The sequence below is a fragment of the Myxococcus sp. AB056 genome, assembly GCF_006547365.1.
GTDB lineage: Bacteria > Myxococcota > Myxococcia > Myxococcales > Myxococcaceae > Myxococcus > Myxococcus virescens.
Window position 1 is genome coordinate 59,784 of sequence record NZ_VHLB01000011.1, and the last position, 24,482, is coordinate 84,265.

The window sequence follows — 24,482 nt, forward strand, 5'->3', positions numbered from 1 at the left end:
GCTGAGAGGAACAGGATGAGCAACAAAGTCGTCGTTACCGGCATTGGCGTTCTCACGCCCATTGGCAACAACCTGGAGGAGTTCTCCGAAGGGCTTCGCTCGGGGAGAGATGGCATCGCGCCCGTCACCCGTTTCGACGCCAGCAAGCACCGCTGTCAGTCCGCTGGCGAGCTGAAGAACATCGACTTCTCCGCGCACTTCAGCCCCGAGGAGCTGCCCTACCTCAGTCGCGGCGCCCAGATGATTCGCGTGGCGGCGGCGCAGGGACTGGCGGCGTCCGGGCTGGACCTGGACGTCGAGGACCGCTCGCGCATTGGCGTGGTGCTCGGAACCAACCTGGGAGGAATGCCCGCGAGGAAGGAAGGCTACGCCGCGCTGCACTACCCCTACCGGCGCGGGCGCGCGGGCCCGAAGGAGCCCTGGCGAGCCCTGGTGCTCGACAGCTTCATCTGCGCCATGAGTGACCACGTCGCCAGCCAGTACCAGTTGGGGGGACTCAGCCTGGTCATGTCCACCGCGTGCAGCGCGGGCCTGCATGCCCTGGGCGTGGCGATGGATGTGATTCGCTCCGGGCGGTCGGAAGTGATGCTCGCGGGCGGAGTCGATCCGCTCAGTGAGATGCCCCAGGCCGGCTTCGGCGTCCTGCGCTCCCTGGCGAGCGACAAGCTGCGGCCCTTCAGCAAGGACCGCGACGGGACGCTGCTGGGCGAGTCCGCCTCGCTGTGGGTACTGGAGAGCGAGGCCCACGCGAAGCGCCGCGGAGCGAACATCCTGGCGGAGCTCGCGGGCTACGGAGGCTCCACGGACGCCTACCACATGACCCGGCCCGACGAGACGGGACGCGGCCCCGCGCGGGCCATGCAGGCGGCGCTGGCGAGCGCGGGCCTGAAGCCCGAGCAGATTGGCTACATCAAGGCGCACGGCACGGGCACGCCGGCCAATGACGTCATCGAGACGCGCGCCATCAAGCATGTCTTTGGCGAGCAGACCCGAGTCCCCGTCAGCTCCATCAAGGCGATGGTCGGCCACAGCCTCGGGTCCAGCGGCGCCATGGAGGCGGCCGCGGCGGTGGTGGCGCTGAACGACGGCTTCCTGCCGCCCACGCTGCACCTGGATACGCCAGACCCCGAGTGCGACCTGGACTACGTGCCCCATCACAGCCGGCCCACGAAGCTGGAAGCGGTGCTCTCCAACGCGTTTGGCTTTGGCGGCAACAACGCCGCGATGGTCTTCCGCCGCTGGGAGGGCTGATGGAACACAAGGGGAAACGCATGGCTGGCGGTACGCGAATGACAGATGAGATGCGAGTGGTCATCACCGGCATGGGCGCGGTGTCCCCCTACGGGGCGGGCGTCCCGCCCCTGCTGGACGCGCTCGCCGAGGGACGCAGCGCCATCCGCCCCATCGATGACTTCGATGTGTCGGGGTGCGGTTGCAAGCACGGGGCGCGCGTTCCTCGAGGGAGCCTGTCCGCGCTGACGGGCTCCAACAACCTGCGGCGGGCACCTCGAGGGACGCAGTACACGATGCTCGCCACGGAGGAGGCGCTCCAGATGGCGGGGCATGGGCCCTCCACCTGGAACCCGGAGCGGGTGGGCGTGTTCCTGGGCACCTACCGGGCCATGGCGGAGGTCAGCCAGGACATCTGGCACCGCATCATCACCAGCGAGCCACGCTTCGTCCAACCGCTCCTGTTCCAGGAGACCGTGACGAACGCGGTGGCCAGCGCGCTGAGCATCCGTTGGGGCTGGCGCGGCACCAACTACGCCATCAGCGCAGGGAACGCCTGCGGCTTCCAGGTGCTCGCGCTGGCGGCGCAGGCGCTGCGCAGTGGACGGGCGGACGCCCTCATCGCGGGGACGTTCGACCTGTTCACCACGGCCACGCACTTCGACATGGATGACATTGGCGTGCTAAGTGATGCCAACGTGAGTCGTCCCTTCGACACCCGGCGAGATGGTTACATCATGGGAGAGGGGGCGGCAGTGGTGGTGCTGGAGACGCTCGCCTCCGCGCGGGAAAGAGGCGCCACCCCGCTGGCGGAGATTGCCGGCCTGGGCGTGGCGCACGACGGGCACGCCTTCGGCATCCACCACCCGGAGGGCCGGGGACTGGCCTCCGCGATGAGTCAGGCGCTTCGCGACGCGGATGCCTCGCCCGAGGCCGTGGACTACATCGCCGCGGCCAGCAACTCCACGCAGTCGTTGGACAGGGCGGAAGTGGCCGCGCTGAAGACGGTGATGGGCGCCGCGGCGAGCACCGTTCCCCTCAGCAGCGTGAAGGGGCTCATGGGCGAAGCCGAGTCCGCCAGCGACATGTTCAACCTGCTCGCCTGTGTCGGCGCAGTTCGGGGAGGCGGGTTGCCTGTCCAGGCCGGCACCGAGCAGCCGGAGTTCGAGCTCAATCTGGTGCGCCAGTCGCGGCCACACCGGCCCGTCCGGGCGGCCCTGGCGCACTCCTATTCGTTCGGGGGCAACGCCGGCGCGGCGTTGGTCCGGGCGCTCTAGCATCGAGGAACACAGACATGGCCAACTTGGAAGGGACGGCGGCAAGCACGGCGAACGAGGACGTGCTCCTGTCCCTGAATGACATCCGGCGCGACTACGTCCTGGGAGAAACACGGGTCGAAGCCTTGAAAGGCGTCTCCCTGCGCATCCACCGGGGAGAGTTCGTCGCCATCTGGGGCCCGTCGGGCAGCGGCAAGTCCAGCCTGATGAACATCCTGGGGCTGGTGGACGCGCCCACCTCGGGTGAGGTGTCGCTGGAAGGCACGCCCATCGCGAAGCTGACGGACAACTCGCTCTCCGACTTGCGCAGCCGCAAGGTCGGCTTCGTCTTCCAGAGCTTCAACCTCATCCCCGTGCTCAGCGCCCTGGAGAACGTCATGGTGCCGCTGCAGATTCAAGGCGTGGGCGCCGCCGAGGTACGCGCGCGCGCCAGTCAGGCCCTCAAGGACGTGGGCCTGGAGAATCAAGCCAACGCGCGCCCGGACAAGATGAGTGGCGGTCAGCGCCAGCGCGTGGCGATTGCCCGCGCGCTCGTCACGTCGCCGTCCATCGTCGTGGCGGATGAGCCCACGGCCAACCTGGACTCGGAGAACAGCTACATGGTGGTCAAGCTCATGCGTGAGCTCAACCGCTCCAAGCGCGTCACCTTCATCTTCACCACCCATGACCCGCGGCTCATGGACCTGGTCGACCGGAAACTCCTGCTCAAGGACGGCCTGCTCCAGGCGGACGAGGCTGTGCGATGAACTACTTCTCCATTGGCTTCCGCAACATCCTGAAGAATCACCGGCGCAGCCTCGTCACCCTCCTCTCCGTGGGCTTCGGCTTCGCCTCCATCAGCCTCTTCGCGGGGTACATCAAGTATGTGTACAGCGGGCTGGCCAAGCAGGCCATCCATGGGGAACTGCTGGGGCACCTGACGGTGATGAAGCAAGGCCTGCGCACCCAAGGCCGCCTCCATCCGGCGCAATACATGTTCTCCAAGGAGGAGCTGGACCGGGTGATGCCCATCCTCCGGCAGTACCCTCACACGCGGCTGGTGACGCCGCGCATGTCCCTCAGCGGAATGGTGTCGAACGGCACCGCGTCCACCGTCTTCGTGGGCGAGGGCATGGTCCCCGAGGACGTCAAGAAGCTCCAGGGTGACTTCCAGCGCAAGCTGTCAGGTGACTTGAAGGCGGACAACCCCATCGGGGTGGCGACGGCGGAGGACCTGGGCAGGATTCTCAATTTGAAGCCCGGCGACTCGGCCGCGCTGTTGGTGAGCACGGTGACAGGTCAGGCCAATGCGCTAGACGTGGACATCGTGGACGACTTCAACACGGGCAACGTCGGCACCAACGACAAGTTCCTGTACCTGCCCTTCGACCTGGCGAAGTCCCTGTATGACTTCGACGGCGCCGAGCGGCTCATCGTGCTGCTGGATGACAAGGCCTTCACCGAGCAGGCGCGAACGGAGCTCACCGCGCAGCTCAAGCAAGCGGGCTTCGACGTGGAGCTCAAGACGTGGCTGGAACTGTCGAGCTTCTACTCACAGGTGAAGCGCCTGTTCGACATGATTTTCGCCTTCATCTTCAGCAACGTCTTCATCGTGGTGGTCATGAGCATCGTGAACTCGATGAGCATGACGGTGGTGGAGCGGACGCGGGAGATTGGAACGCTGCGCTCCATGGGTCTTCGCCGCTCGGGCATCCTGCGGCTCTTCACCACCGAGGCCTTCATGCTCGTGGTGCTGGGCTGCGCCGGAGGGTTGCTCTTCACGTTGCTGGTGCGGCTGGCCGTCAACAGCGCGGGCATCACCTATACCCCGCCCAACTCCTCCAACGTGGTCAGCCTCATGGTCGACCTCGACGTGCCCCGGATGGCGAGGACGTTCGTCATGCTCTCGCTGCTGGGCATCGCCGCGGCCTTCTTCCCGGCGCGTACCGCCGCGCGCAAGTGCATCACCGACTCGCTGGGCCATGTCTGACGGAAAGAGAGACATCACCATGAAACACATCCTGGCGCTCATCCTGGGGCTGCTGCTCTTGCACACCGGCACGGCGCGGGCGGCGGAGCCAGACGCGGCGGAGATTCTCAGGGCCTCGGACCGCTCGCGAGGTGGCGGGCTTCCTGGCATCCGCTGGACGGTCCGCATCACTCCCGAAAGCGGCGTGGACAAGGAGCCCGAGCGGCTGCTCACCCTGAAGGCCAATGCCACCGCCAGCCTCGCGGAGACGCGAGAGCCCGTGCGCTTCAAGGGCTCCAAGCTGCTCCAGGTGGACCGGAACATGTGGATGAGCCGTCCCGGCCTCCGCAAGCCCATCCCCATCTCACCGAGGCAGAAGCTCTCCGGTCAGGCGTCTCAAGGCGACATCGCATCGACGAACTACGCCGTCGACTACCAGGGCAAGCTGCTGCGCGAAGAGGACGTCAACGGCGAGGCCAGCTACGTGCTGGAGTTGAAGGCCATCAACACGTTCTGCACCTATGACCGCATCACCTACTGGGTCTCCAAGGCGCGGCAGGTCGGCGTCAAGGCGGAGTTCTTCTCCCTCTCCGGCAAGCTGCTGAAGTCCGCCACCTTCGAGTACGGCAACCAGCTCACTCACGAAGGCAAGACGTTCCCTTTCGTGAGCAAGATGACCATCCAGGACGCGCTCACCCCGGCCAAGACGACGCTGGAGTACGCCGACGTTCAGGTGACGGAGCTGGCGCGCGGGACGTTCGACGTCAACCGGCTTGGGAACTGAGGCGCATGCGCTCCAAGCGAATCGCTGTCTTCTCGCCAGCGGGCCTGCCGTTGTTCGTGGGCCTGCTGGCGGGAGGGCTGGGTACGACGGCGAAGGCCCAGGCATTCCAGGAGCTGCTGGAGCAGGGCTCCGCCGGCCTCCAGGTGCTGGCACTGGACAGTGAGCGAGGACTCCGTGAGAACAGCCTGCTCAATCCTGGCAACCGCATCGCCCGTCTTCCAGCAGGGCAGACGGAGGTGGAGGGCCGGCTTGATTTGAAGCTCGCCACGGACACCTTCGAGGTGAGCCTGAAGCCCCGGGCCCGCTTCGAGTGGCGGCGCTTCGGAGAGACGGGACCGGAGACGCGGCTCGACGCCTGGGTGAACCAGGGATTGGTGACGCTCTACCCGGTGCAGTCGCTCGCGGTGTCCCTGGGGAGGGACGTGCTCATGTGGGGGCCCTCCAACTTCCGTTCGCCCAGCAATCCCATCTACTTCGAGAACGGCCGGAACAACCCCATGCGCGAGCTGCGGGGCGTGGACGTGGCCCAGGCCACCTGGTCCCCCACGCAGGCCCTGTCCCTGTCGCTGCTGCACCAGTTCGGCGACGGGCGCGGAGACTGGCAATGGGAGAAGGAGGACGGGTTCAAGGCCCTGTCGTTGCTGAAGGTGGACTACACAGCCGAGGCCTCCGTCGTGGGACTGAACGCATCCAAGCGGTGGGCCCACGAACGCCCGCGCTTCGGTGCATTCGGGCAGACCACCGTCGGCGAGGCGCTGCTCCTCTACGCAGAAGGTGGCGTGCGGCAGGGGACCTCCGCGCTCTACCCCGAGCGGCTCCCCAACGCCGTGGGAGGCGCCTTCCTGCCGCGCCATGCCCGGGACCACCGGCTCATCTACTCCGCCCTCGCTGGCGGTGGCTACACGCTGGACTCCGGCCACACCGTCTACCTGGAGTACCTGAGCAACAATGAAGGCTACCGGTGGGCGGATGGCGCGCGGTACTTCGACATCGCCACCCGTGCATCCTCGGTCCTGACCCTCCCCTCTCCGGATGCCGCGCTCGCGGGCCAGACGCTGGGAGCGGCGCTCAACAACGGACTGCCGCTGCTGGGGCGGCACTACCTGTTCATGCAGGTGCAGAACAACCCCACCGACACCGGGCCGACCTGGCAGCTCCGCTATTCACTCAACCTGGTGGATGGCAGCGGACAGGCCTCCGCCTATGCGGAGTGGAATGTCTGGAGCCGCGTAGCGCTCTTCGCGCTGGGCGTCATTCACCACGGAGGCCCCCGGACCGAGTTCCACTCCCTGCTGAGCCAGTCAATTCTCGTGGGAGCCAGGGGCTACGTCCTGTAGGCGCGAAGGCAGCGCCATCGCGCTGCGCCAAAGCAGGAAGGCACTTGGGAGCTCGGGCCGCAATAGAACTCATACTCGACGTGAATTTTCTCATTCGTTCCGATACGCTGGGGAAATGATTGTCAGGGGCGAACAACTGACGGCGCTGGGGAGCGCGAGAGAGACGCAGTTCACCAGCGAGATGGTCACCCACCTGCGGTCACACTTCCCGAGGGAAGTCGATGGCCTCGGCGATGGTGAACTGCGCATCCACATCGAAGAGAGCCTGACCCGGGCACGCGGCTACGGCCTCACGAGCACGCAAGACACCATCCGCTTCCTGAACCTCTGCGCATCGTTCGGCTGGCACTTCGACCAGGAGCCATCGCGCCCCTGGGTTGGCGAGTACCTGCATGACGCGGAGATTGCATTGCCCTCGGAGCGGTTGAGCCGGGTGTCGCGCCGGTGCCTGCGTGACCTCAAGACTGAATCGAACAACCGCAAGGCGCGGGCTGCGCTGGGCGGTGCCGCATGAGCGAGCCTTTCTGGGAATCAGATGCCCCTCCCGTTCAAGACCCCGCGGCGTTGTACTTCGCCGGTTCGGGTCGCCGGCCACCGCCTGAGCCCGCGGCGCCCGAGGCGGAGGACGACAAGCACGCGAGACTCGCCGCCGCCGAGCAGGTCGCGAGCCAGAGCCCGGCGAACGTGGCCCCCGGCAGCCTCACCGTTCCGTGTCCCCTGCGCGAAGCCCACACGATAGAAGTCCGCGTCATCGGCTCCGACGACGCCCCGTTGGAGAACGTCACCCTCGTGCTCGAGAAGAGCGAGTCCGAGGTGCTCATCGCGAAGACGGACGCTGATGGACTCGCGCGCTTCCGCGGCCTCGCGATGGGGAAGTACCAGCTCCACCCGCGTGAGCTCGACCACGAAGCCTGGGAGCTGGAGTCGTCCGAGAAGCTTCCCCCCGAGCGGGACCGCTGCGACACGAATGCCGCATGGCAGGCCCCGAGTGGGCCTGACACGAGGGAAGCCATCACCCACGTCGTGCAAGCCGGCGAGTGCATCTCGACCCTTGCCTACCGGCACGGACATCTGCCGGAGACACTCTGGAACGCGGAGGAGAACGCGGCGCTGAAGGAACTCCGTGGGGACAAGAACATCCTCAATCCCGGGGACTCCGTCGTGATTCCCGCGCCCCGCCGTGGGACGGAGGGCGTCGACGCTGGCAACGCCTACCTCCTCCGTGGGAAGGGGTTCACGGAGACGCTTCGCGTCCGGTTTCTCGACGCGGAGGGCCAGCCTCGCGTGAAGCTGCCCTACGTGGTTTCGCTGGAGAGCGACGTCAGGACCGAGGAGCGCGCTGGAGCGACGAACAGCGAAGGATTCCTCGTCGAGCCCGCATCGGCGTCGGTCCATACCCTGAAGGTCACCTTCGGCTCCGGCTCCAAGCGAGAAACCTACGCGTTCCAAGTCGCCAGACTCGCGCCGCTGGACACCCTCGCTGGCGCCCAGGCGCGGCTGTGCCACCTGGGCTATAGCTGTGGCGAAGAGGATGGCGTCATGGGCCCGTGGACGCGACGAGCGCTCCGCGACTTCCAGCGCGACCATGACTTGCCGGTGACCTGTGAGCTCGACGACGCCACGAGGACACGGCTCCGCGCTGAGTACCTGGCCTGAGTGCCCCCCACGTTGACTGAGCAGCGCGGAGGCAGCCCATGGGGCGCCTCCGCGGCCCGGCCCATGAACAATCGCCCGCAGACGAGGAGACATCCCGCATGCCGACCGTGACAGGCATCACTCCCGACAACGTCACAGTTGATGGAGGTGAACGGGTAACGATTACCGGAACCCTGTTCACGGCGGGCTCGACCGTCACCTTCGGGGGGACTCCCGGAACGAACATGGTGTTCGTCTCCGCCACCCAAATCACGGTCATCGTGCCCGCCCGGGCGCTCCCAGGCACTGCGGTCGTCCAGGTCCGGAACGTCCATGGGGCACCGGCCACTTTCGTCGGCTTCCACTATCGCTGTGTCGTGAGCAGCATCACGCCAGCGGAGGGGCCTTCGTCCGGGGGGACTGACCTTGTCATCACCGGCAAGGGATTCCACGCCCAGATGGAGGTGGAGTTCGGCGGCGTCCTCGCGACCCACGTCGTCGTGGCGTCCGCGACCGAACTCCGGGCGCGGACGCCAGCCCACGCCGCGGGGAGTGGCGTTGCCGCCGCCGACTTCTGGAACCACGGCCGGGCCGCGGGGACGCGGGCCGCTTTCAGATACTGCACGCCCCTGGTGACAGGCGCGACGCCGAACAGCGCGCGGCCAGGAGGCGGCGAGGACATCGTCCTCCGTGGCAAGTTCTTCGACGCGGCGGCGACGGTCTCCTTCGGCGGTACGCCCTCACCGCACGTCGTTTTCCGCTCCAGTACGGAGTTGGTCGCGCAAACGCCAGCGCACGCCGTGGGGGCCGCCGACGTGGTGGTCACCAACGGTGACGGCGTCGCCGGCACGCTGACCCAGGGGCTCACCTTCATTGGCGCCGAGGTCACGAGCATCCAACCGGCCCGAGGTCCCTCCGTTGGGGGTACCGACGTCACCATCCGGGGCGCGCGCATCGCCGCCGGAGCCACGGTGTCGATCGGGGGCACGAACGTGGTCCCCACCATCCATCCCCCAGACTCCCTCACCGCGAGGACACCGGCGCACGCCGCGGGCGCCGTCGACATCGTCGTCCAGAATGGGGGAGAGGCCGCGAGCACGCTCGTCGGGGCCTTCACCTACATCGCGGCGCCTGCCATCACCCGCGTCGAACCACCCCGGGGGACAACGGCCGGAGGGACGGCCGTGACGGTGACGGGGACGGACTTCGCGGAGGGCGCGCGGGTCCTGATGGGCGGCCGCCCCGCGACCCAGGTCACCATCGTCTCTCCGACGACGCTGACCGCAACCACCCCGGCCCACGCCGCGGGCACCGTCGACATCGAGGTCCAGAACGCGGACGGCGCCCCCACCACGCTCGTGGGCGCGTTCACCTACACCCAGGTCCTCTCCATTGCGCCCGCACGCGGACTGCCCGCGGGAGGAACGGATGTGGTGATTCGTGGCCACGGGTTCGCCATGGGCGCGACGGTGAGCATCGGGGGGACGGCCGCGACCCACGTCAATCGCGTGTCCGACACCGAGCTTCGCGCGAGGACGGCGGCGCATGGCGCGGGCCTCGTCGATGTCGTGGTGACGAACCCCAACACACCGGCGATGACGCTCGCCAACGGGTTCACCTACGCCACCGTGACGAGCATTCTCCCCGCCGAAGGCCCCGTCGCTGGCAACACCGTGGTGGTGATACGCGGGGACGCCTTCGCGGACACCACCACGGTTGCGTTCGGAGGGACGCCCGCGGCCGCCGTCGCATTCCAATCCGCGCAGGAGCTCCACGCGACAACCGCCGCGGGAATCGCGGGCCCGGTTGACGTGGTGGTGACGCGGGCGGTGGGTGGCGCGGAGCAGGTCACCCACGGGTTCGCGTTTCGCGCCGCGCCCACCATCGCGAGCGTGGCTCCGCCGGCCGGCCCCGCCGCGGGAGGGACCTCCATCACGCTCACGGGGACCGGCTTCGTCGACGGCGCGACCGTCACCCTCAACGGCGTCAACGCGACCCACGTCCGGGTGCTGTCGCCGACGACGCTCACCGCGACGACCGCGGCCCAGCTCCATGGCACGGTCAATGTGATGGTGACCGTCCCCAGCGTGCCCAGCGGGACGCTCGTCAACGGCTTCACCTACCGTCAACTGCCCACGCTCGCCGCCATCACCCCCGCGCAAGGAGCGCTCGAAGGTGGCAGGGCGGTCGACATCACCGGGGCCCGGTTCCTGGACGGAATCCAGGTGCGCATTGGCGGAGTGGACTGCACGGATGTCGTCGTGGTCAACGCGGGCCTTCTCCGGGCGCGCGTACCCGCGCACGTCGCCGGGGCGTGTGACGTCCAGGTCCAGAACCCGGGCGAACCGCTCAGCCTGCCCTTGGCGAATGCGTTCACCTACGTGGATGCCCCCACTGAGACGGGAGACAACGACGTCGTCTTCCTCATGGACGGAGAGGAGTACTTCGAGGAGTTCCGCCTCAACCTCGAAGCCGTGCGACAGGCGCCGCGACATGCGCTCACGTACGTTCGCCTCGCGTTCTGGATGATTGAAGCGTCAGTCACCATGGGCGACCGGGCCCACTTCCGGGTGCCCAATCACACCCTCCTCTCCTATATCGACCGGGTCATCCGCGCGGGGCACGACTTCGACATCATCGTCTGGCGCCCGGCGAAGGTGGAACGGGTGAGCGAGGGCAAGGGCGTCGCCGAAGTGAATGAGGCTTTCGCGCAGGCCGTGGCGGAAATCGACCGCGCCGCGGCCGCCGCGGGCCCGGGGGTGGGACGCGTCCGCGTCTTCCTGGAGACCTACGAAGGGGAAATCGGGGCCTCGAACCACCAGAAGATTGCCATCTTCTCCGTCGCGGGGCAGCGAACGGTGCTCCTCGGAGGCATCAACCTTTCTCCCTCCTACTTCGCGCCCAACGATCATTCGAACAATCAGACCTGGCACGACGCCGCCATCCGTCTTCGCGGCCCCGCGACGGATGACGTTGAAGCCGAGTGGATGCGCCGGTGGCGGCGGACCTCCCAAATCGAGGAGCGGTGGATCTGGAACAGCTTTGGAGGAGGCGGAGACATCCTGGCGCGAGGATTCGCATTCAACGCGAGTCAGACGGTTCGACGGGAAGCCATTCAGATTCAGGAGAACCGGACGCTTCAGGCCCCCCAGGCCGCCAACATCAACGTGAGCATCGCCTTGACGCGCTCAGAGGGAAAGACGCGCTATCGCAAGCTGCGCGACCTGCTCCTGGCGCGCATCGCGGCGGCGGATCAGTACATCTACCTGGAGAACTACCACTTCGCGGATCCAGAGATTGTTCGAGCCATCTACACGCGCCACGAAGTCCGCCGACAGGCCGGCCAGGAACTGCGCGTCATCGTCATGATGCCCACGGGTGGCGGTGCCCCCGGCTATATGACGCGTCGCTCGTGGCTCCAGATTGTCCTGCGACTCCGCAGACCGAATGGGACCCACTACTGCAGCCGCGTCTACTACATGGTGAACGGCGTCGAGCAGCACATCGACCGGGTCGACTGTGTCACGTGGACCGTGGTGGACACGTACCAGGCGAACAACCCGACGGCCTCGAGCTGGTTGGAGGCCGACACCCTCACGTTCCGGAGAAATGGAGGTGGGGGCATCGACACCGTGGTCAAGCTCGAAGACATCTCGCGCGTGGATTGCGCGCTCCATATCTACACGTGCATGAACGTCACCGCCAGGGCGCGTATCTACACGCACTCGAAGGTGGCGATCATCGACAACCGTTGGCTCATCGTGGGCTCCGCCAACTGGTCGTATCGCAGCATGCAATACGACGGGGAGATCTCCGCGTTCATCGACAATCCCGCGCTTGCCCAGAACACGCTCCAGCGGCTCCTCGGCCACTACGACACAGCCACCCCGCTCACCGTGAACAACATCGAGGCCGAGGCCTGCACCAACCTAGCGGGGGTATTGGGCACGAATCTCGTGAGGCAAGCCGCCATCATCAATCACTACGTCGTCCTTCCACTCGGGCACACCACCCAACCCAATTTCGGGCTTCCACGCGTCAGGCCCGGCCTGATGGAGGTCCCCAACTACACCTGGTATTGAGACAACTCACCGGCCGCCCAGCTTCTCCAGCATCTTCACCGCGTTGGCGTTCTTGGGGTCGAGTTCCAGCGATTTCTTGTAGCGCATGACGGCGTCATCCTTGCGGCCCGCCTCGGCGTAGGCCTCCCCGAGGCTGTCGTGGGCGTTGGCATCCTCGGGATAGAACGCCGCGTTGGCCTCGAACACCTTCACGGCGTCCGCGAGCTTCTTCTGGCGCAAGAACCCATAGCCAATCTCGTTGAGGATTCCCGGGGACAACTGGGCGTCAGTCGCCTGCCCCTGCTTGCGGTCCTTGAACCAGGCCAGGGCAGAGTCCACGCCCTGGAGCCTGACCAGCAGGTCCACCGTCGTGGAGGGGCTGTCCGGCCGGGCCTCCTCCATGCCCTTCCAGCCATACTCCGCCACCGCGCTGGCGAGCAGCCTGTCAAAGAGGCGCGAGCCGTCGTCCGAGTTCGTCATCACGGCGATTCCGCTCCCTGAATCCGCCAGGGCCATGAGGAAGGCGCGGTAGCCCGCGTTGGCGCCGCCGTGCCCGAACCAGGCCTTGCCCTCCTCGCGCGCGAAGCCAATGCCGAAGTTCGAGGACTGAGCGGTGAGCATCTGCCTCGCCATCGCCGGGGAGACAATCCGCCGGGACTTGCCGTTCCGGGCCTTGGAGACCTCCAGGGCGATGCGCGCCAGGTCGGAAGGCGTGGTCCACAGCCCCGCGGGGGCCATCTCCGGGTAGGTGTGCCACCGTCCCTCCACGCTCGTGCCACCTGAACGAGTCCCCACGGCGGCGCGGGCTTCCAGCGCCTTGGGGAGCGGCTGCTCGAAGGTGCTGTCCTTGAGGCCCAACGGGGCGAAGACCGCATCCTTCATGATGCGCGGGAAGGGCTGCTGGAGCTGGTCGACGAGCATCTGCTGGACGACGACCGTGCCACCACCGCTGTAGCGCGTCCGCGTCCCCGGCACGGTGTCGACTCTCACGGCGCCGCTGTTCGCCGGAGCGGCGCCGTCCAGAATCTGCTGCGTCGTCGGCACGGCCGCTCCCTCCGCGTAACCCGCGAAGCCGTGCACCGTCGTGCCCGCGTTGTGCGCGAGCAACCGGCGGAGGGTGACCTTCTGCTCCTTCGTGAAGTCGTTCTCCGGCACCTTCCAGGAGACGAGCGTGTCGTTGATGTCCGCGTCGAGCGACCACTTGCGCTTCTCCGCGTGGCGCATGGCCGCGAGCGCCGTGACGGGCTTGCTGATGGAGGCCGCCTGGAAGAGCGTGTCGATGGCGACGGGCTCGCTGCCGCCGGACTGCTTCACGCCATAGGTCTTCGCCCAGACGAGCGCGCCCTTGTCGAAGACGGCGATGCTCAGCCCAGGCACCGAGTACAGCTCCATCCATTGCTGGAGCGTCAGGTGCCGGGGGGCCTCACCTGGAAGCACGACGGGAGCGAGCCCCGCCTCCACCCGCGCGATGCGTGCGGCCTCAGAGGGCCGCGCGAGCCACTCCGTAGTGGGACGTCGCGGGGCGGCGGCGGTGAGCAGCACGAGGGCGGCGAAGCTGGACAACGCCGTCGCGACGATACGGGCAGGACGCAATGGGGACATGGCGTGAGCGCTACGAAGGAGTTCGCAGTTGATTGTGCCCGCGCGGACGATTTCTGGGGCGTTCCGGACCAGGCGGCCACGGCACGCTGCGTGTGCGAGAGGCGAGGCTACTGCTTCTGGAACTCCGGCGAGCCCAGCAACAACCCGGCGATGAGCGGGACGTCCACGGGGCGTGTCTCTCCCACGGCGCTGGCAGCCTCGGCGCGCTTCGACAGCGCGTCGAGGATGGTCGCTCGCGTCTCCTCCGAAGGAGGCGCGCCCAGCAGCGCCTGGCCCAGCGAGTCCACCCAGGCGCGCTCAGTGGGCTCGGTTGGCGTGGCCAACGTCTTCAACGCCACCTTCGTCCCCGGCATCCGCCCGGACACCAGCTCCAGGCTGAAGTTGAGCCGGGCCACCAGGGAGCCGCTGCTCACCCACGGAGCCGCCCCTTCCGGAAAGCCCGTGGGCGCTGGGGCCCGGAAGAGCGGCTCGCCCATCTTCGCCAGGGACTGCACCAGCCGGGGGCGCACTGTCACCTCCGCTTCGGTGGCTCGCAGCGCGGACACCACGAACTCGAAGGGCGTCTTCACCTTCACGGCCCGCGCCTCGGGTGCCCAGAACTCTGGTGACTGGAAGAGCGCGCGGTACACGGTGGGCAGGTCCCCGCCCGAGTCGAGGAACACCTTCGCCACCCGCTCCACCAGCGCCGGCGGCGGCGTGTCCGAGACGAAGCGCCGCGCCAGCTTGCTCGCGACATGGCGCGCGGTGGAGGGGTGTCGCGCCAGCAGGTCCAACACCTGCTCCCCATCCGCCACGCTCCGCCGTCCGGGGATGCGCTGTCCCAGCACCCACTTGTCGTCCGAGTCATGCGCCCGGCGACGGAAGTAGAACGCAGGCTCCTGGCGCGGCTTGCGGATGCTCCAGCCCGTGAAACAGCGGGCCACCTCGCGCACGTCCTGCTGCGTGTAGCCACCCTCCACGCCCAACGTGTGCAACTCCAGCAGCTCACGCGCGTAGTTCTCGTTGAGGCCTGGCTTCGGCTCGGCGGGCTCCGGTGCGTCATCATCCTCTGACAGCGCTTCGCGTGACACGCGCTCCGGCATCCCGTCACGGACGCTGCGCCAGTTGTCCAGGTAGAAGAGCATCGCCGGATGGCGGGCCGTGGCGCCCAGCAGCTCCCGGAAGTTGCCGAAGACATGCGGGCGGATGGCATCGCGCTCGTAGGCCGTCACCATCCACCGCACCGCGCCTTTGTCCGAGGACACGTTGAAGTGGTTGAACCAGAAGTCCACCAGCACCTCTTCGAGCTGATTGGGACTCTCCACCGCCCGCAGCAGCTTCGCCGCGGATTGCTCCAGGCCGATGAGGGCGGGACGCTGAGGCTCACGCCCGTCCTTCAAGGCTTCCTCCCGCTGGCGCTTCGGCGGGTACTCCCGCACCAGCTCCGCCATGGACATCGTCAACGTGGGCAGCGCTTGGAGCTTCGCCTCCAGACCGGCGGGCAGCGGCGCACCGGGACGGGAGAGCTGCGACGCCATCCACTCCTCCACGCCCTGGCGCCGCAGGTCCGCCAGCGACTGTCGCGAAGGTCCGAAGGCCATGCGTCGCAGGACGTGGACCGCACGTGCCTCGTCGAAGGCGGGTCCGGCCGACACAGGCTCGGACGCCACCACGGTCGTGGAGTGCGGCCTGCTCGCACATGAGAGCACGAAGGCCACCAGGAATCCGACAGACAGAAGTCGCATGACGATGGAGGAACCCCACACGGTACCTGAAGTTACGCGGTGAGCTGTGGGCCCGAAGTCAAATGACGCTTTCCTGGCGCAAAGGACTCCCGGCCCACTGCATCGTGACTTGCCGTAGGGCGCACGATGTCGTTCCACCGGGACCGGGCTGCCCGTCGGTGCCCCCGGAGAGCGCCATGCCCCCGTCCCCGCTTGCCCGAGCACGTCTCCTGCCGCTGTTGCTGGCATGCCTGTTGGCCAGCGCCTGCGGGCCCGTGGCCGATGACGAAGGGGGACGCCCCGGAAGCGAGGATCCACTCGAAGGGCCCTTCCATCCGGTAGTCGACCTGCGCGCGGATGTGAACCGCAATGGCATCGTCGAGCTCGACAACCCCACGGAGGACGAGGACGAGGACACCTGGACGGCGGAGCGCGGCGCCATCTTCCTGGCCAACCTGGACGACGACGAGGACGCCTGCCCCTTCTCCATGGACCCCCACCGCATCAGCGATGACGCGCTGACGCAGTGCCATGACGCCATGGACGCGGTGGTGAATGGCGAGTCGGACCTGGAGGACCTGGCCCGGCTGCGCACGGTGCCCTGGCCCGAGGCGCCCGCGGGCACGGTGGGCTCCGTCATCGTGTCCGGGGCCGCGGGCAAGAAGGTGCGCCTGTTCAAGCGCGTGCGGGGCAACTTCATCTCGGGCGGATTTCCCGACACGGTGTTCCTGTCGACCGCCGAGATACGGCGCGGCGTGGTGCTCGCCATCGAGGGGCGCGACATCGTTCGCGACCCCGAGGAGTGGGATGGCTTCGCGGACGTGGTGCTCACCATCGGCCGGAACAATCCGCACGACCCGGTGTTCACCGACACCGTCCGCATGCGCGTGGCGCCCGTGGTGCTCTTCCACCACATGACGCCCGCGTGGAACGTCTTCGTCTCCAAGCCTGCCGCCAGCATCGAGGCCAACCAGTTCCGGCAGGCGCTGGGCGGCGTGCTCGCGGACTCAGGAGAGCGGATGGTCTACTCCGAGTTCGCTGTGGATGATTTGTGGGCGCAGGACTACTTCGAGCCCGCGTACATGTCGATGCCTGCGCCGGAGGGCCGCCAGCACGTCATGAAGGTCAACTACCGCGCGCCGCACGTCTACAACACCGACGCGAACGCGCCCCTGCGCGCGGCCGGCCGCATCGCGTTCTGGCTTCGCGGCCCCGACAATGCCGCCATCCAGCAGTACCAGCAGGGCATGTCCATGGCCTCCCAGACGCTGAACTCCTTCGGCAATACGGAGGTCATCCCGCCTTACGAGAAGGACGGTGTCGCGTATCCCCTGGGCCGGCTGTTCCGGGGCCGGGGGCCGGACTCGCGGCCGGACTATCAGCCCGACCCCAGCTTCACGAAGATGCTGGAAGCGCAGGCCGTGCAGCCTCCCATCTACGTGGACACGTCGTGGCTGTTCGTGGACCACGTGGATGAGACGTTCACCTTCCTGCCCGCCCCCCCGCCTCGGGGCTGGATTGCCCTGGTGGCCGACCCGGCGCTCGCGCGGCGGATGCTCCAGGACGCGCAGGCCCAGGGGCACGGAGACGCGAAGCTCTTCGCCGGCCTGTCCTGGGCGTACTCCATTCCCGCGGAGGCAAGCATCGCCGAGGTGCTCGACAACCCCGGACTGATGGACGCCAGCGCCGTGGCGGCACTGGAAATCGACACGCAGCTCTCCATCCTCCGCGAGGAGACGGGCCTCACGGACGCCGACATCATCCGCGTGCCCTTCCTCTTCCAGAACGCGTCAGACGGCGTGACGGCGTATCAGCCCGCCACGCTGAACCTGCTGTCGTTGACGCCCACGCAGGTCATCGCGCCAGACCCGCATGGACCGCTCATCGATGGGAAGGACCCGTTCAAGACACGGTTCGAGGAGGCGCTCGGGGCCCATGGCATCCGCGTGCACTGGGTGGATGCGTGGGCGCCGTTCCACATCGCCCAGGGCCAGGTCCACTGCGCCACCCAGAGCGCGCGGCAGGTACCCGACGTGAAGTGGTGGGAGGGTGGACGATGAGACGCGCGCTGCTTCGCGGCATCAGCGCCGCCTTGATGCTGGTCTCCCTGAGCGCGGGTGGGACGCAGACGCCCCCCCCGGGTGATGACTGGAGGGCCGGCTTGAAGACGAACATCTCCCGGGCCCGCCAGGAGAATCCAGCGGCGTTCATCCGGTTCGACACGGCCGCCGCCCAGGTGGACGCGCTGGACGCGAAGAAGCGGGGCACCCTGGCCGCGGTGTCACCGGGGCTTCGTGCGCTGGGGCCGGAGGCGCTGTGGCCCATGGTGGAGCGGCTCGCCTTCCCACCCCAGGAGACGCCGCGGCTCCCCTCGCGTGAGTCCGCGCGGCTGGCCTTCAAGGTGGGCCTGGTGGAAGCCACGGGGGCGCTGCGTGACCTCCGCCTGGCCCCCTTGTGGAAGAGCCTTCTCGAAAGTCCGGCCACCCAGCCCCAGGTCCTTCGCGCGGTCGCGGGAGCGCTGGCGCGGCTGGAGACATTGGACGCGGCGAACACGCTCATCGCCGCGTCGAAGCAGAAGGACGCCCGGGGCGAGGCCGCGATGGAGGCCCTGGGCCTGTGCCGGCGGCTCGTGGCGACACGGGCGTTGGCGGAGGCACTGGACGCCCGACCGGAACGCGACGTCATGCGACGGTTGGCCAAGGCCCTGGGGGATGCCGGGTCCGCGTGGGCATGGAAGACGTCCGGCGTGAAGGCGCGCTCGGAGGAAGGCGCCATCCGTCGCGTGGCGGCCGAGGCGCTGGTGCGGGCGTACGTGGACACGGACGGTGACGTGCGGCGCGCCGTCTCCAACGCCCTGCTGCGCGTGGATGCGCCCCAGACGCCCACGCTCATCGACGCGGCCCGGCTGAGCGCCCCGCCCGCCCAACAGGCGGCGCTGGACGCCCTGGTTGAACGGCTGCGCGACAACCCGCTGCGCTGACGTCAGGCCGCTTCGATTTCCATCCGGTACCCCACGCCGCGCACCGTCTGGATGGCGAAGCGGGACGTGCTGTTCCAGCCCAGCTTCTTCTTCAGGCTGGAGACGAAGTTGTCCACGGTGTGCGGGTCCACGACGACGTCCCGGCCCCACACCGCGTCCAGGATTTCGTCGCGGCGCAGCACGCGCTCGCGCTCGCGCACCAGGAACGCGAGCAGGTCGAACTCCGTCCGCGTCAACTCCACCGAGGCGCCCGCCGGCGTCTCCACCTTCCGGCGGTCCAGGTCCATCCGGTAGCCCGCGAAGCGCAGCCCCTTCACCGGCGCCGCGCCGGAGCGGCGCACCAACGCGCCCACGCGCGCCAGCAGCTCGCGCAGCCGGTAGGGCTTGCCCAGGTAGTCCTGCGCGCCTGACTCGAAGCCCCGCACCACGTCATCCTCCAGGGTGCGCGCGGTGAGCATCAGGACGGGCGTCGCCACGCCTTCTTCGCGCAGCGCGCGGCACAGCGTGTAGCCGTCACCGTCCGGCAGCATGACGTCTAGCAGGATGAGCTGGAAGTCGCGCCGGCCCAGGTGCTCGCGCGCCTCCCGCACGCAGGTGGCTTCCTCTACCGCGTAGCCGCCCTGGTTCTCCAGGTTGTCGCGCAGCGCGAGTCGCAGGTTGGCGTCGTCCTCCACCAGGAGGAGCGCCGGAACGGATGAGGTCATGTCGTCACCGTATGAGGAAAGCGAAGCTCGAAGGTGGTGCCTTCCGGGCTGGAGGCCGCCACGCGCAGGGTGCCACCGTGCACGCGCATGATGCGGCGGCACAGGGCCAATCCCAGGCCACTGCCGGGTGCATCATGTCCCTGGCCCGGCAGGCGCACGAACTCCTCGAAGGCGCGCTCCCACTGCGCCTGGGGGATGCCCACGCCGTTGTCGGAGAAGCGCACGCGGCCATCTGACAGCGCCTCGATGCGCAGGCGCACCGGGCTGCGGGTGTTGTAGGCGCAGGCGTTGCGCGCCAGGTTTGAGAGCAGCAGGCGCAGGAGCTGTCCGTCCGCGAGCAGGGAGAACTCCCCCACGTCCGCCTCCAGTTCCACGGGGACCTTGGACCAGAACTCCAGGTCCTTGCGCAACTGCGCCACCAGCTCGTCCAGGCGCACCGGCGCCAGCTTTGGCACCCAGCGCCCCTTGTCGATGCGGTTGAAGGACAGCAGGTTCTCCACCAGGAAGCCCAGGCCGTCCGCTTCCCGGACGATGCGCGCCGGGTAGTCGCGCGCGTCCGTGCCCTCCGCCAGCCGCCACTCCAGCGTCTCCGCCAGCAGCCGGATGGAGGCCAGTGGCGTGCGCAGCTCGTGTGACACGGTGGCCACGAAGTCGCTCTTCAGTTCCAGGAAGCGCAACTTGCGGTGCTGGGCCACGAAGGCCAGCGCGGCGATGCCCAGCGCCAGCACCGCGCACGCGGCCACCATGCCCGTCTTCAGCCGGTAGCGTCGCTCCAGCGCCCCTTGGGCCCGCGCCCACTCCGGCGTGTCCACCGACAGCGGCAGGTCGGCCAGCGGCAGCATCTCCGCGTCCGCGAGCAGCCGCACCTGTCCGTCCGCTTCCAGCAACCCGCGCTCGCGCATCTCCCGTGTCAGCGACTGGAGCAGCGCGCCCGAGTCCACCGCCACGCCCCGCACGTGATTGCCGCCGCGCGGCTCCAGGTACCACCCCGCTCGCACCAGCGCGGGGCCCGGAAGCGTCCTGGGCAATGGCAGCGGTTCGGACGCGAGCTCGGCGGCGCGGGCCTCGAAGTCCGCCGCCGGCACGCCGGCCTTCGTGGAGAGCGCCACGATGCGCTCGCGCAGGAAGTCGAAGTCCTCCTTCGTGAAGCGCGCGCGGCGCAGCAGGAGCAGCCGCTGCAATCCATCCAGGCGGCCGCTGCGCCCGTCCGCCAGGCCGTCACGCACCAGCGCGTGCATCAACTGGGGAACGGGGTCGCCCCGCTCCGCCAGCGACTCCAACACCACCAGGAAGCCCGGCACATCGCGCGTAGAGGCCAGCACGTACTGCGAGCGGTGTTGGAGCAGCGCCATCAGCGCCACGGTGGACGCACGGCGGTCGCCGCGTGACAGCGCCCGGTCCACCTCGCGAATCAGCGCGAGCCGCTCCGCCCACGGGTCCTCCGCCTCGTCCGCCCGCTCCGTGCCGGCGCGCAGGCCCGCGTAGCGCTCTTTCGCGGGCGTGTCTTCGCCGGTGTCGTGGAGGGCCAGCCGGGGCAGCAACTGCGTGCCCCGCTCTCTCAGGTAGAGCCCCGTCGCGGGGGCGAGCGGATCCAGCGCGGCGGCCTCCAGCGCGGGGCGCGCCGCTTCCAGGCGGTCTCTCAGGGACTGCGCCAGGGAGGCACGCGCGTACTGCTCCAGGGCCTCCCGGCGGGAATCGAGCGAAGCCTGCGCGTCATCCCGCTCGGTGGCGAAGATGCGCTGGAGCGAGCCCAGGCCCCAGGCCAGCCCGGCGAAGCCCAGCAGGAGCGCGATGAGGGTGGGCAGCAACCGGCGGAGCATCGGAGCGGCTCAGTTTCCCAGGGAGGGCACGTCGTCGAAGTCCGAGCTTCCGCCGGGCATGAGGCGCTCGAAGCGCTCCTTGCGCGTGTCCAGCGACTGGGCCTTGCGGATGAGCGCCCCCAACTGCGCCACGTCCTTTCGGGCTCGCAGCGGCTCGCCGATGCCTTCCCACAGCGTCAGCAGCCGGGGCCAGTCCAGGGCGCGCGTCCAGAAGGAGCCTCGCAACTTCTCCGCGAACGCGGAGGCCACGTAGGCCAGGCGCGTGGATGGGGCGGCGCGGGCATAGTCGGAGCGCAACGTGCTGGAGGGCATCATCATCTGCACGCGGCGCCAGTTGCTCGAGTTGCCCTGCTCGTAACGCACCCGGAGCATCCCGAAGGCGATGGAGGGCCCGTGCACCTTCACCTCGTGGATGGCGGTGACGGATTGGCCGGCGGCCAGTGGAAACAGCTCCGTCTCGTCGCCTGGGTCGGGCGGCTCCGGGTTCGGAGACAGGTACTCGTAGCCCAGCAGCCGGTAGCGGGCGATGGCCTTCCGGTTGAACTCCACCTGGACGCCGACCTCGCGCACCGGCTCGCGGGCCTTCACGGTGATTCGCACCACGTGATAGCCCTTGCGGCTGGGCGAAGGGAAACCCTCGACGTAGAGCAAGAAGGGGCCGTACGGCTCGCCTTCGTCCCCGGTACCGAAGCTGTTGATGAAGGCCTCCGTCCGCACCGCGCCTTCCGCGGGGAAGACGTCACGAGACAGGTAGTCTCGCGCCACCGCGTAGGCGCTGGTGTCCACGGCCACGGGGAACTCCGAGACGCGCGACTCCTCCGTGTCGATGGTGGGGTTCACCCCAAAGCCCCGCGTCTCGACGCCGGAGCCCGGCTTCCCCAGCGACGCGCGATAGACGGTCTGCCACGCCCCATCCGGCACGAGCACGGGCAGGTGCTGCAACGTCCAGGCGGGTGCCCGCTCCCGGTCATCGTCCACCGGCGCGGGGGCCAGCACGGAGGGGCGCGTCAGCAACGCCGCGGCGAGCGCCACGTCCACGCGGGGCTCATGCCCGGCCTTCACCGTGATGTCCGTCCGGATGAGCGCCTGGAAGGACTCCTTCTCGAAGCGGAGTGAGTAGACGCCATCCTCCAGTTGGGGAAAGCGGAAGCCGCCCTGCGCGTCCGTCACCGTGGAGCGGGGCTCCGGCAGCGCGGGTGAGGTCGCGGTGACGCGCACCTCCGGGATGGGGCTTTTGTCGCTGGCACGCACGACGGTGCCTGAGAGGCCTCCGGCCGCCAGCGCAGGCGCGGACAGCAGCAGGAGGACGACACAGAGGGCATTGCAGAGGGTGGGCTTCATCGTGGGTGCCATCCCGGGCCACGCACGCCGTGACCACCCTGGGGAGGTGCCTGCAGCGTGCCGCAGGCGGGCCCTCCGTTCATCATGGTTTCATCATGTCATGGCGGGGAGAAGGGCACGTCCAGCACGGGGCGCTTCTTCGCGTCCGGCAGGTCGTAGTGCCACCACTCCATGCGGTTGCGCTTGAAGCCCACGCCTTCCATGGCCTCGCGCAGGATTTCGCGGTGCTTGCGCGACGCCTCGGTGCCGCCCTCGTACCCATGGTGCGCGGCGCGTGTGAAGGTGTCGAAGGGGGTGGGCATCTCCACCTCCTGGCCCTCCAGCGTCGTCAGCGTGAGGTCCACCGCCCCGCCCCGGTTGTGGTTGGAGCCGGTGCGCGGGTTGGCGACGTAGCCGGGCACCGGCATGATTTCCCACATCTGGTACTGCACCGCGCGGGGCCGGTAGCAGTCGTACACCTTCAGCCGGTAGCCCCGGGCGCGCAGCGCGTCCGCGGCCTTCTTCAGGCGCTCAGCCGACTCGGGCAGCAGCAGGCAGCGCGCCGTGTCCGGGTACACCTTCCGCTTCAGGAAGTTGTCCGCCGTCGCGTAGCGCAGGTCCACGACCAGGTCCGGCACCACCGTGGTGGCGTCCACCAGGGAGGCCGCGGCCTTCGACGTCGCGGTGGCCTTCGGCGTTCCCGCGTCGTTGGCCAGCGCGGGCCCGGACGACAGGCCCAGCGCCACCACCACGCCCCAGCCGAGGCGCGGCGTCACGCGGACTCCGTGTAGCGCGTGGGGTCCGGCACGCCGGCTTCCTCGAAGCCCTTCTTGCGCAGCACGCAACTGTCACAGCGCCCGCAGGCGCGGCCCTGCGCGTCCGGGTCGTAGCAGGAGTGCGTCAGGCCGTAGTCCACGCCCAGCTTCACGCCTTCACGGATGATGTCCGCCTTCGACAGGCCGGACAGCGGCGCGTGCACGGTGAAGCGCGCGCCCTCCACGCCCGCCTTGGTGGCCAGGTTGGCCATCGATTCGAAGGAACGGATGAACTCCGGGCGGCAGTCCGGATAGCCGCTGTAGTCCACCGCGTTGACGCCGATGTAGATGTCCGTGCTGCCCACCACCTCCGCCAGCCCCAGCGCCAGCGAGAGGAACAGCGCGTTGCGCGCCGGCACGTACGTCACGGGGATGCCGTGGCTCATCTCATCCGAAGGCCGGTCCTTGGGCACCTCGATGTCCGCCGTCAGCGCGGAGCCGCCCACCTGCCGCAGGTCGATGGACACCACCCGGAAGTCCGTCACGCCCATGGCGGCGGCGACCTTCTTCGCCTGCTCCAACTCCACGACGTGCCGCTGCCCGTAGGCCACCGCCAGACAGACGGGCTCGAAGCCCTTCGCCTTGGCCATGGCCAGGCACGTCGTCGAATCCAGGCCGCCCGAAATCAACACCACCGCGCGCTTCACCATCAATCCCTCCGCTCTCCCTGCACGGTGTACACCGTGGTGCAGGTGGACGGCTGGCAATTGCAGTTGCGGGTCCCCGGCAAGAAGATGTCCGTGAGGGAGCCGCACGCCAGCGACACGTCGTAACCGTTCTCCGTAGGACCCGGCACCGAGCCGTCGGGGATGCCGCCGTCGAACTGGCGGCAGTCGCGGCTGAGGCTGCGCGCCTGGCTGTCGCTGAAGAGCGTCACCCGCAGCGTCTCCTCGATGGAGGAGTCCTCGCAGCCCGTGCCACAGGACGCGCGGGGCGCGACGGCCTTCAGCGTGGACGTGGCCACCTGCCCTTCATAGCCCGCGTCACGCGAGTAGCCCTGCACGGTGAAGAAGCCCGTGCCCGCGTCCGTGTCGCGCGAGAAGGTGCCCTCGAAGAGGAACACACCGGCGTCGTTCAGTTGCGCGAAGTCCGGCACCGAGGCGTCGCACGTGGTGCGCGCGGCATCCAGCCGGGCCTCGAAGCGAAACGAACCGAGCACCTGGTCACCCGGGTACACCGGTTCGGAATAGCAGGCCATCGCCACGGCGACGGCCGTGACGGGCAGGGCGGCGAGAGCAAGGCGCTTCACGTGCATGGCGGCGTCAC

The 24,482-nt window shown here is 68.5% G+C and carries 19 protein-coding genes; 11 read left to right on the forward strand and 8 right to left on the reverse strand.

Translation table 11 applies throughout. The features are described from left to right. The first annotated feature begins 15 nt into the window (after positions 1-15). From FMP39_RS07560 to FMP39_RS07600, 9 genes are all read left to right on the forward strand, one after another. Positions 16-1,251 carry a beta-ketoacyl synthase gene (locus tag FMP39_RS07560; protein ID WP_141589295.1) on the forward strand — a complete coding sequence of 412 codons (1,236 nt, stop codon included), beginning with the start codon at positions 16-18 and terminating at the stop codon, positions 1,249-1,251. Positions 1,252-1,301: 50 nt separating this feature from the next. Next, on the forward strand, positions 1,302-2,507 hold the full coding sequence (locus tag FMP39_RS07565; protein ID WP_228557761.1) for a beta-ketoacyl synthase: 1,206 nt from the start codon (positions 1,302-1,304) through the stop codon (positions 2,505-2,507). 17 nt (positions 2,508-2,524) lie between these two features. Further along, the gene (locus tag FMP39_RS07570) at positions 2,525-3,253 is read left to right on the forward strand and encodes an ABC transporter ATP-binding protein (RefSeq protein ID WP_141589297.1); all 729 of its coding nucleotides are present in this window, start codon (positions 2,525-2,527) and stop codon (positions 3,251-3,253) included. Then, positions 3,250-4,476, forward strand: coding sequence for an ABC transporter permease (locus FMP39_RS07575; protein WP_141589298.1), 1,227 nt, complete (start codon positions 3,250-3,252; stop codon positions 4,474-4,476). Before FMP39_RS07570 ends, FMP39_RS07575 begins: the two co-directional genes overlap by 4 nt. Positions 4,477-4,495: 19 nt before the next feature. After that, positions 4,496-5,239 carry an outer membrane lipoprotein-sorting protein gene (locus FMP39_RS07580; RefSeq protein ID WP_141589299.1) on the forward strand — a complete coding sequence of 248 codons (744 nt, stop codon included), beginning with the start codon at positions 4,496-4,498 and terminating at the stop codon, positions 5,237-5,239. Between the two features lie 5 nt (positions 5,240-5,244). Continuing rightward, positions 5,245-6,576: a hypothetical protein gene (locus FMP39_RS07585; protein WP_228557762.1), complete on the forward strand. Its 1,332-nt coding sequence runs from the start codon at positions 5,245-5,247 to the stop codon at positions 6,574-6,576. Positions 6,577-6,691: 115 nt separating this feature from the next. Continuing rightward, on the forward strand, positions 6,692-7,090 hold the full coding sequence (locus FMP39_RS07590) for a hypothetical protein (RefSeq protein WP_011556338.1): 399 nt from the start codon (positions 6,692-6,694) through the stop codon (positions 7,088-7,090). Further along, on the forward strand, positions 7,087-8,232 hold the full coding sequence (locus FMP39_RS07595; protein ID WP_228557763.1) for a peptidoglycan-binding protein: 1,146 nt from the start codon (positions 7,087-7,089) through the stop codon (positions 8,230-8,232). Before FMP39_RS07590 ends, FMP39_RS07595 begins: the two co-directional genes overlap by 4 nt. 98 nt (positions 8,233-8,330) lie before the next feature. Continuing rightward, on the forward strand, positions 8,331-12,293 hold the full coding sequence (locus tag FMP39_RS07600) for an IPT/TIG domain-containing protein (protein ID WP_194858282.1): 3,963 nt from the start codon (positions 8,331-8,333) through the stop codon (positions 12,291-12,293). A gap of 6 nt (positions 12,294-12,299) precedes the next feature. Here FMP39_RS07600 and FMP39_RS07605 read toward each other — a convergent pair whose 3' ends face one another. Continuing rightward, the gene (locus FMP39_RS07605; protein ID WP_141589301.1) at positions 12,300-13,874 is read right to left on the reverse strand and encodes a serine hydrolase; all 1,575 of its coding nucleotides are present in this window, start codon (positions 13,872-13,874) and stop codon (positions 12,300-12,302) included. Between the two features lie 107 nt (positions 13,875-13,981). Next, positions 13,982-15,598, reverse strand: a complete 1,617-nt coding sequence (locus FMP39_RS07610; protein WP_228557764.1) for a DUF1800 domain-containing protein — start codon at positions 15,596-15,598, stop codon at positions 13,982-13,984. Positions 15,599-15,774: 176 nt separating this feature from the next. Between FMP39_RS07610 and FMP39_RS07615 the strand changes: the two genes are divergently transcribed. Next, the gene (locus FMP39_RS07615; RefSeq protein ID WP_141589303.1) at positions 15,775-17,637 is read left to right on the forward strand and encodes a protein-arginine deiminase family protein; all 1,863 of its coding nucleotides are present in this window, start codon (positions 15,775-15,777) and stop codon (positions 17,635-17,637) included. Further along, on the forward strand, positions 17,634-18,557 hold the full coding sequence (locus FMP39_RS07620) for a HEAT repeat domain-containing protein (RefSeq protein ID WP_141589304.1): 924 nt from the start codon (positions 17,634-17,636) through the stop codon (positions 18,555-18,557). Before FMP39_RS07615 ends, FMP39_RS07620 begins: the two co-directional genes overlap by 4 nt. A gap of 2 nt (positions 18,558-18,559) precedes the next feature. Here FMP39_RS07620 and FMP39_RS07625 read toward each other — a convergent pair whose 3' ends face one another. From FMP39_RS07625 to FMP39_RS07650, 6 genes are all read right to left on the reverse strand, one after another. Continuing rightward, a complete protein-coding gene (locus FMP39_RS07625) occupies positions 18,560-19,261 on the reverse strand; it encodes a response regulator transcription factor (RefSeq protein WP_090488530.1) in 702 nt (233 codons plus the stop codon). Continuing rightward, positions 19,258-21,081, reverse strand: a complete 1,824-nt coding sequence (locus tag FMP39_RS07630) for a HAMP domain-containing sensor histidine kinase (protein WP_141589305.1) — start codon at positions 21,079-21,081, stop codon at positions 19,258-19,260. The genes FMP39_RS07625 and FMP39_RS07630 overlap by 4 nt, the downstream gene beginning before the upstream one ends. A 9-nt stretch (positions 21,082-21,090) precedes the next feature. Next, positions 21,091-22,422 (reverse strand): von Willebrand factor type A domain-containing protein, encoded by a 1,332-nt coding sequence (locus tag FMP39_RS07635; protein WP_228557765.1) that lies wholly within the window; start codon positions 22,420-22,422, stop codon positions 21,091-21,093. A gap of 98 nt (positions 22,423-22,520) precedes the next feature. Beyond that, positions 22,521-23,177 carry a M15 family metallopeptidase gene (locus FMP39_RS07640; protein ID WP_141589307.1) on the reverse strand — a complete coding sequence of 219 codons (657 nt, stop codon included), beginning with the start codon at positions 23,175-23,177 and terminating at the stop codon, positions 22,521-22,523. After that, the gene (gene queC, locus FMP39_RS07645; RefSeq protein ID WP_141589308.1) at positions 23,174-23,866 is read right to left on the reverse strand and encodes a 7-cyano-7-deazaguanine synthase QueC; all 693 of its coding nucleotides are present in this window, start codon (positions 23,864-23,866) and stop codon (positions 23,174-23,176) included. Before queC ends, FMP39_RS07640 begins: the two co-directional genes overlap by 4 nt. Next, positions 23,866-24,471, reverse strand: coding sequence for a hypothetical protein (locus FMP39_RS07650; protein WP_090488521.1), 606 nt, complete (start codon positions 24,469-24,471; stop codon positions 23,866-23,868). Before FMP39_RS07650 ends, queC begins: the two co-directional genes overlap by 1 nt. Positions 24,472-24,482 lie beyond the last annotated feature (11 nt).

Bases quoted from the DNA above. Each gene is read 5' to 3' on its own strand.
- FMP39_RS07560 (WP_141589295.1), top strand. From the start codon at position 16: ATGAGCAACAAAGTCGTCGTTACCGGCATTGGCGTTCTCACGCCCATT.
- FMP39_RS07565 (WP_228557761.1), top strand. From the start codon at position 1,302: ATGCGAGTGGTCATCACCGGCATGGGCGCGGTGTCCCCCTACGGGGCG.
- FMP39_RS07570 (WP_141589297.1), top strand. From the start codon at position 2,525: ATGGCCAACTTGGAAGGGACGGCGGCAAGCACGGCGAACGAGGACGTG.
- FMP39_RS07575 (WP_141589298.1), top strand. From the start codon at position 3,250: ATGAACTACTTCTCCATTGGCTTCCGCAACATCCTGAAGAATCACCGG.
- FMP39_RS07580 (WP_141589299.1), top strand. From the start codon at position 4,496: ATGAAACACATCCTGGCGCTCATCCTGGGGCTGCTGCTCTTGCACACC.
- FMP39_RS07585 (WP_228557762.1), top strand. From the start codon at position 5,245: ATGCGCTCCAAGCGAATCGCTGTCTTCTCGCCAGCGGGCCTGCCGTTG.
- FMP39_RS07590 (WP_011556338.1), top strand. From the start codon at position 6,692: ATGATTGTCAGGGGCGAACAACTGACGGCGCTGGGGAGCGCGAGAGAG.
- FMP39_RS07595 (WP_228557763.1), top strand. From the start codon at position 7,087: ATGAGCGAGCCTTTCTGGGAATCAGATGCCCCTCCCGTTCAAGACCCC.
- FMP39_RS07600 (WP_194858282.1), top strand. From the start codon at position 8,331: ATGCCGACCGTGACAGGCATCACTCCCGACAACGTCACAGTTGATGGA.
- FMP39_RS07605 (WP_141589301.1), bottom strand. From the start codon at position 13,874: ATGTCCCCATTGCGTCCTGCCCGTATCGTCGCGACGGCGTTGTCCAGC.
- FMP39_RS07610 (WP_228557764.1), bottom strand. From the start codon at position 15,598: ATGCGACTTCTGTCTGTCGGATTCCTGGTGGCCTTCGTGCTCTCATGT.
- FMP39_RS07615 (WP_141589303.1), top strand. From the start codon at position 15,775: ATGCCCCCGTCCCCGCTTGCCCGAGCACGTCTCCTGCCGCTGTTGCTG.
- FMP39_RS07620 (WP_141589304.1), top strand. From the start codon at position 17,634: ATGAGACGCGCGCTGCTTCGCGGCATCAGCGCCGCCTTGATGCTGGTC.
- FMP39_RS07625 (WP_090488530.1), bottom strand. From the start codon at position 19,261: ATGACCTCATCCGTTCCGGCGCTCCTCCTGGTGGAGGACGACGCCAAC.
- FMP39_RS07630 (WP_141589305.1), bottom strand. From the start codon at position 21,081: ATGCTCCGCCGGTTGCTGCCCACCCTCATCGCGCTCCTGCTGGGCTTC.
- FMP39_RS07635 (WP_228557765.1), bottom strand. From the start codon at position 22,422: ATGAAGCCCACCCTCTGCAATGCCCTCTGTGTCGTCCTCCTGCTGCTG.
- queC (WP_141589308.1), bottom strand. From the start codon at position 23,866: ATGGTGAAGCGCGCGGTGGTGTTGATTTCGGGCGGCCTGGATTCGACG.
- FMP39_RS07650 (WP_090488521.1), bottom strand. From the start codon at position 24,471: ATGCACGTGAAGCGCCTTGCTCTCGCCGCCCTGCCCGTCACGGCCGTC.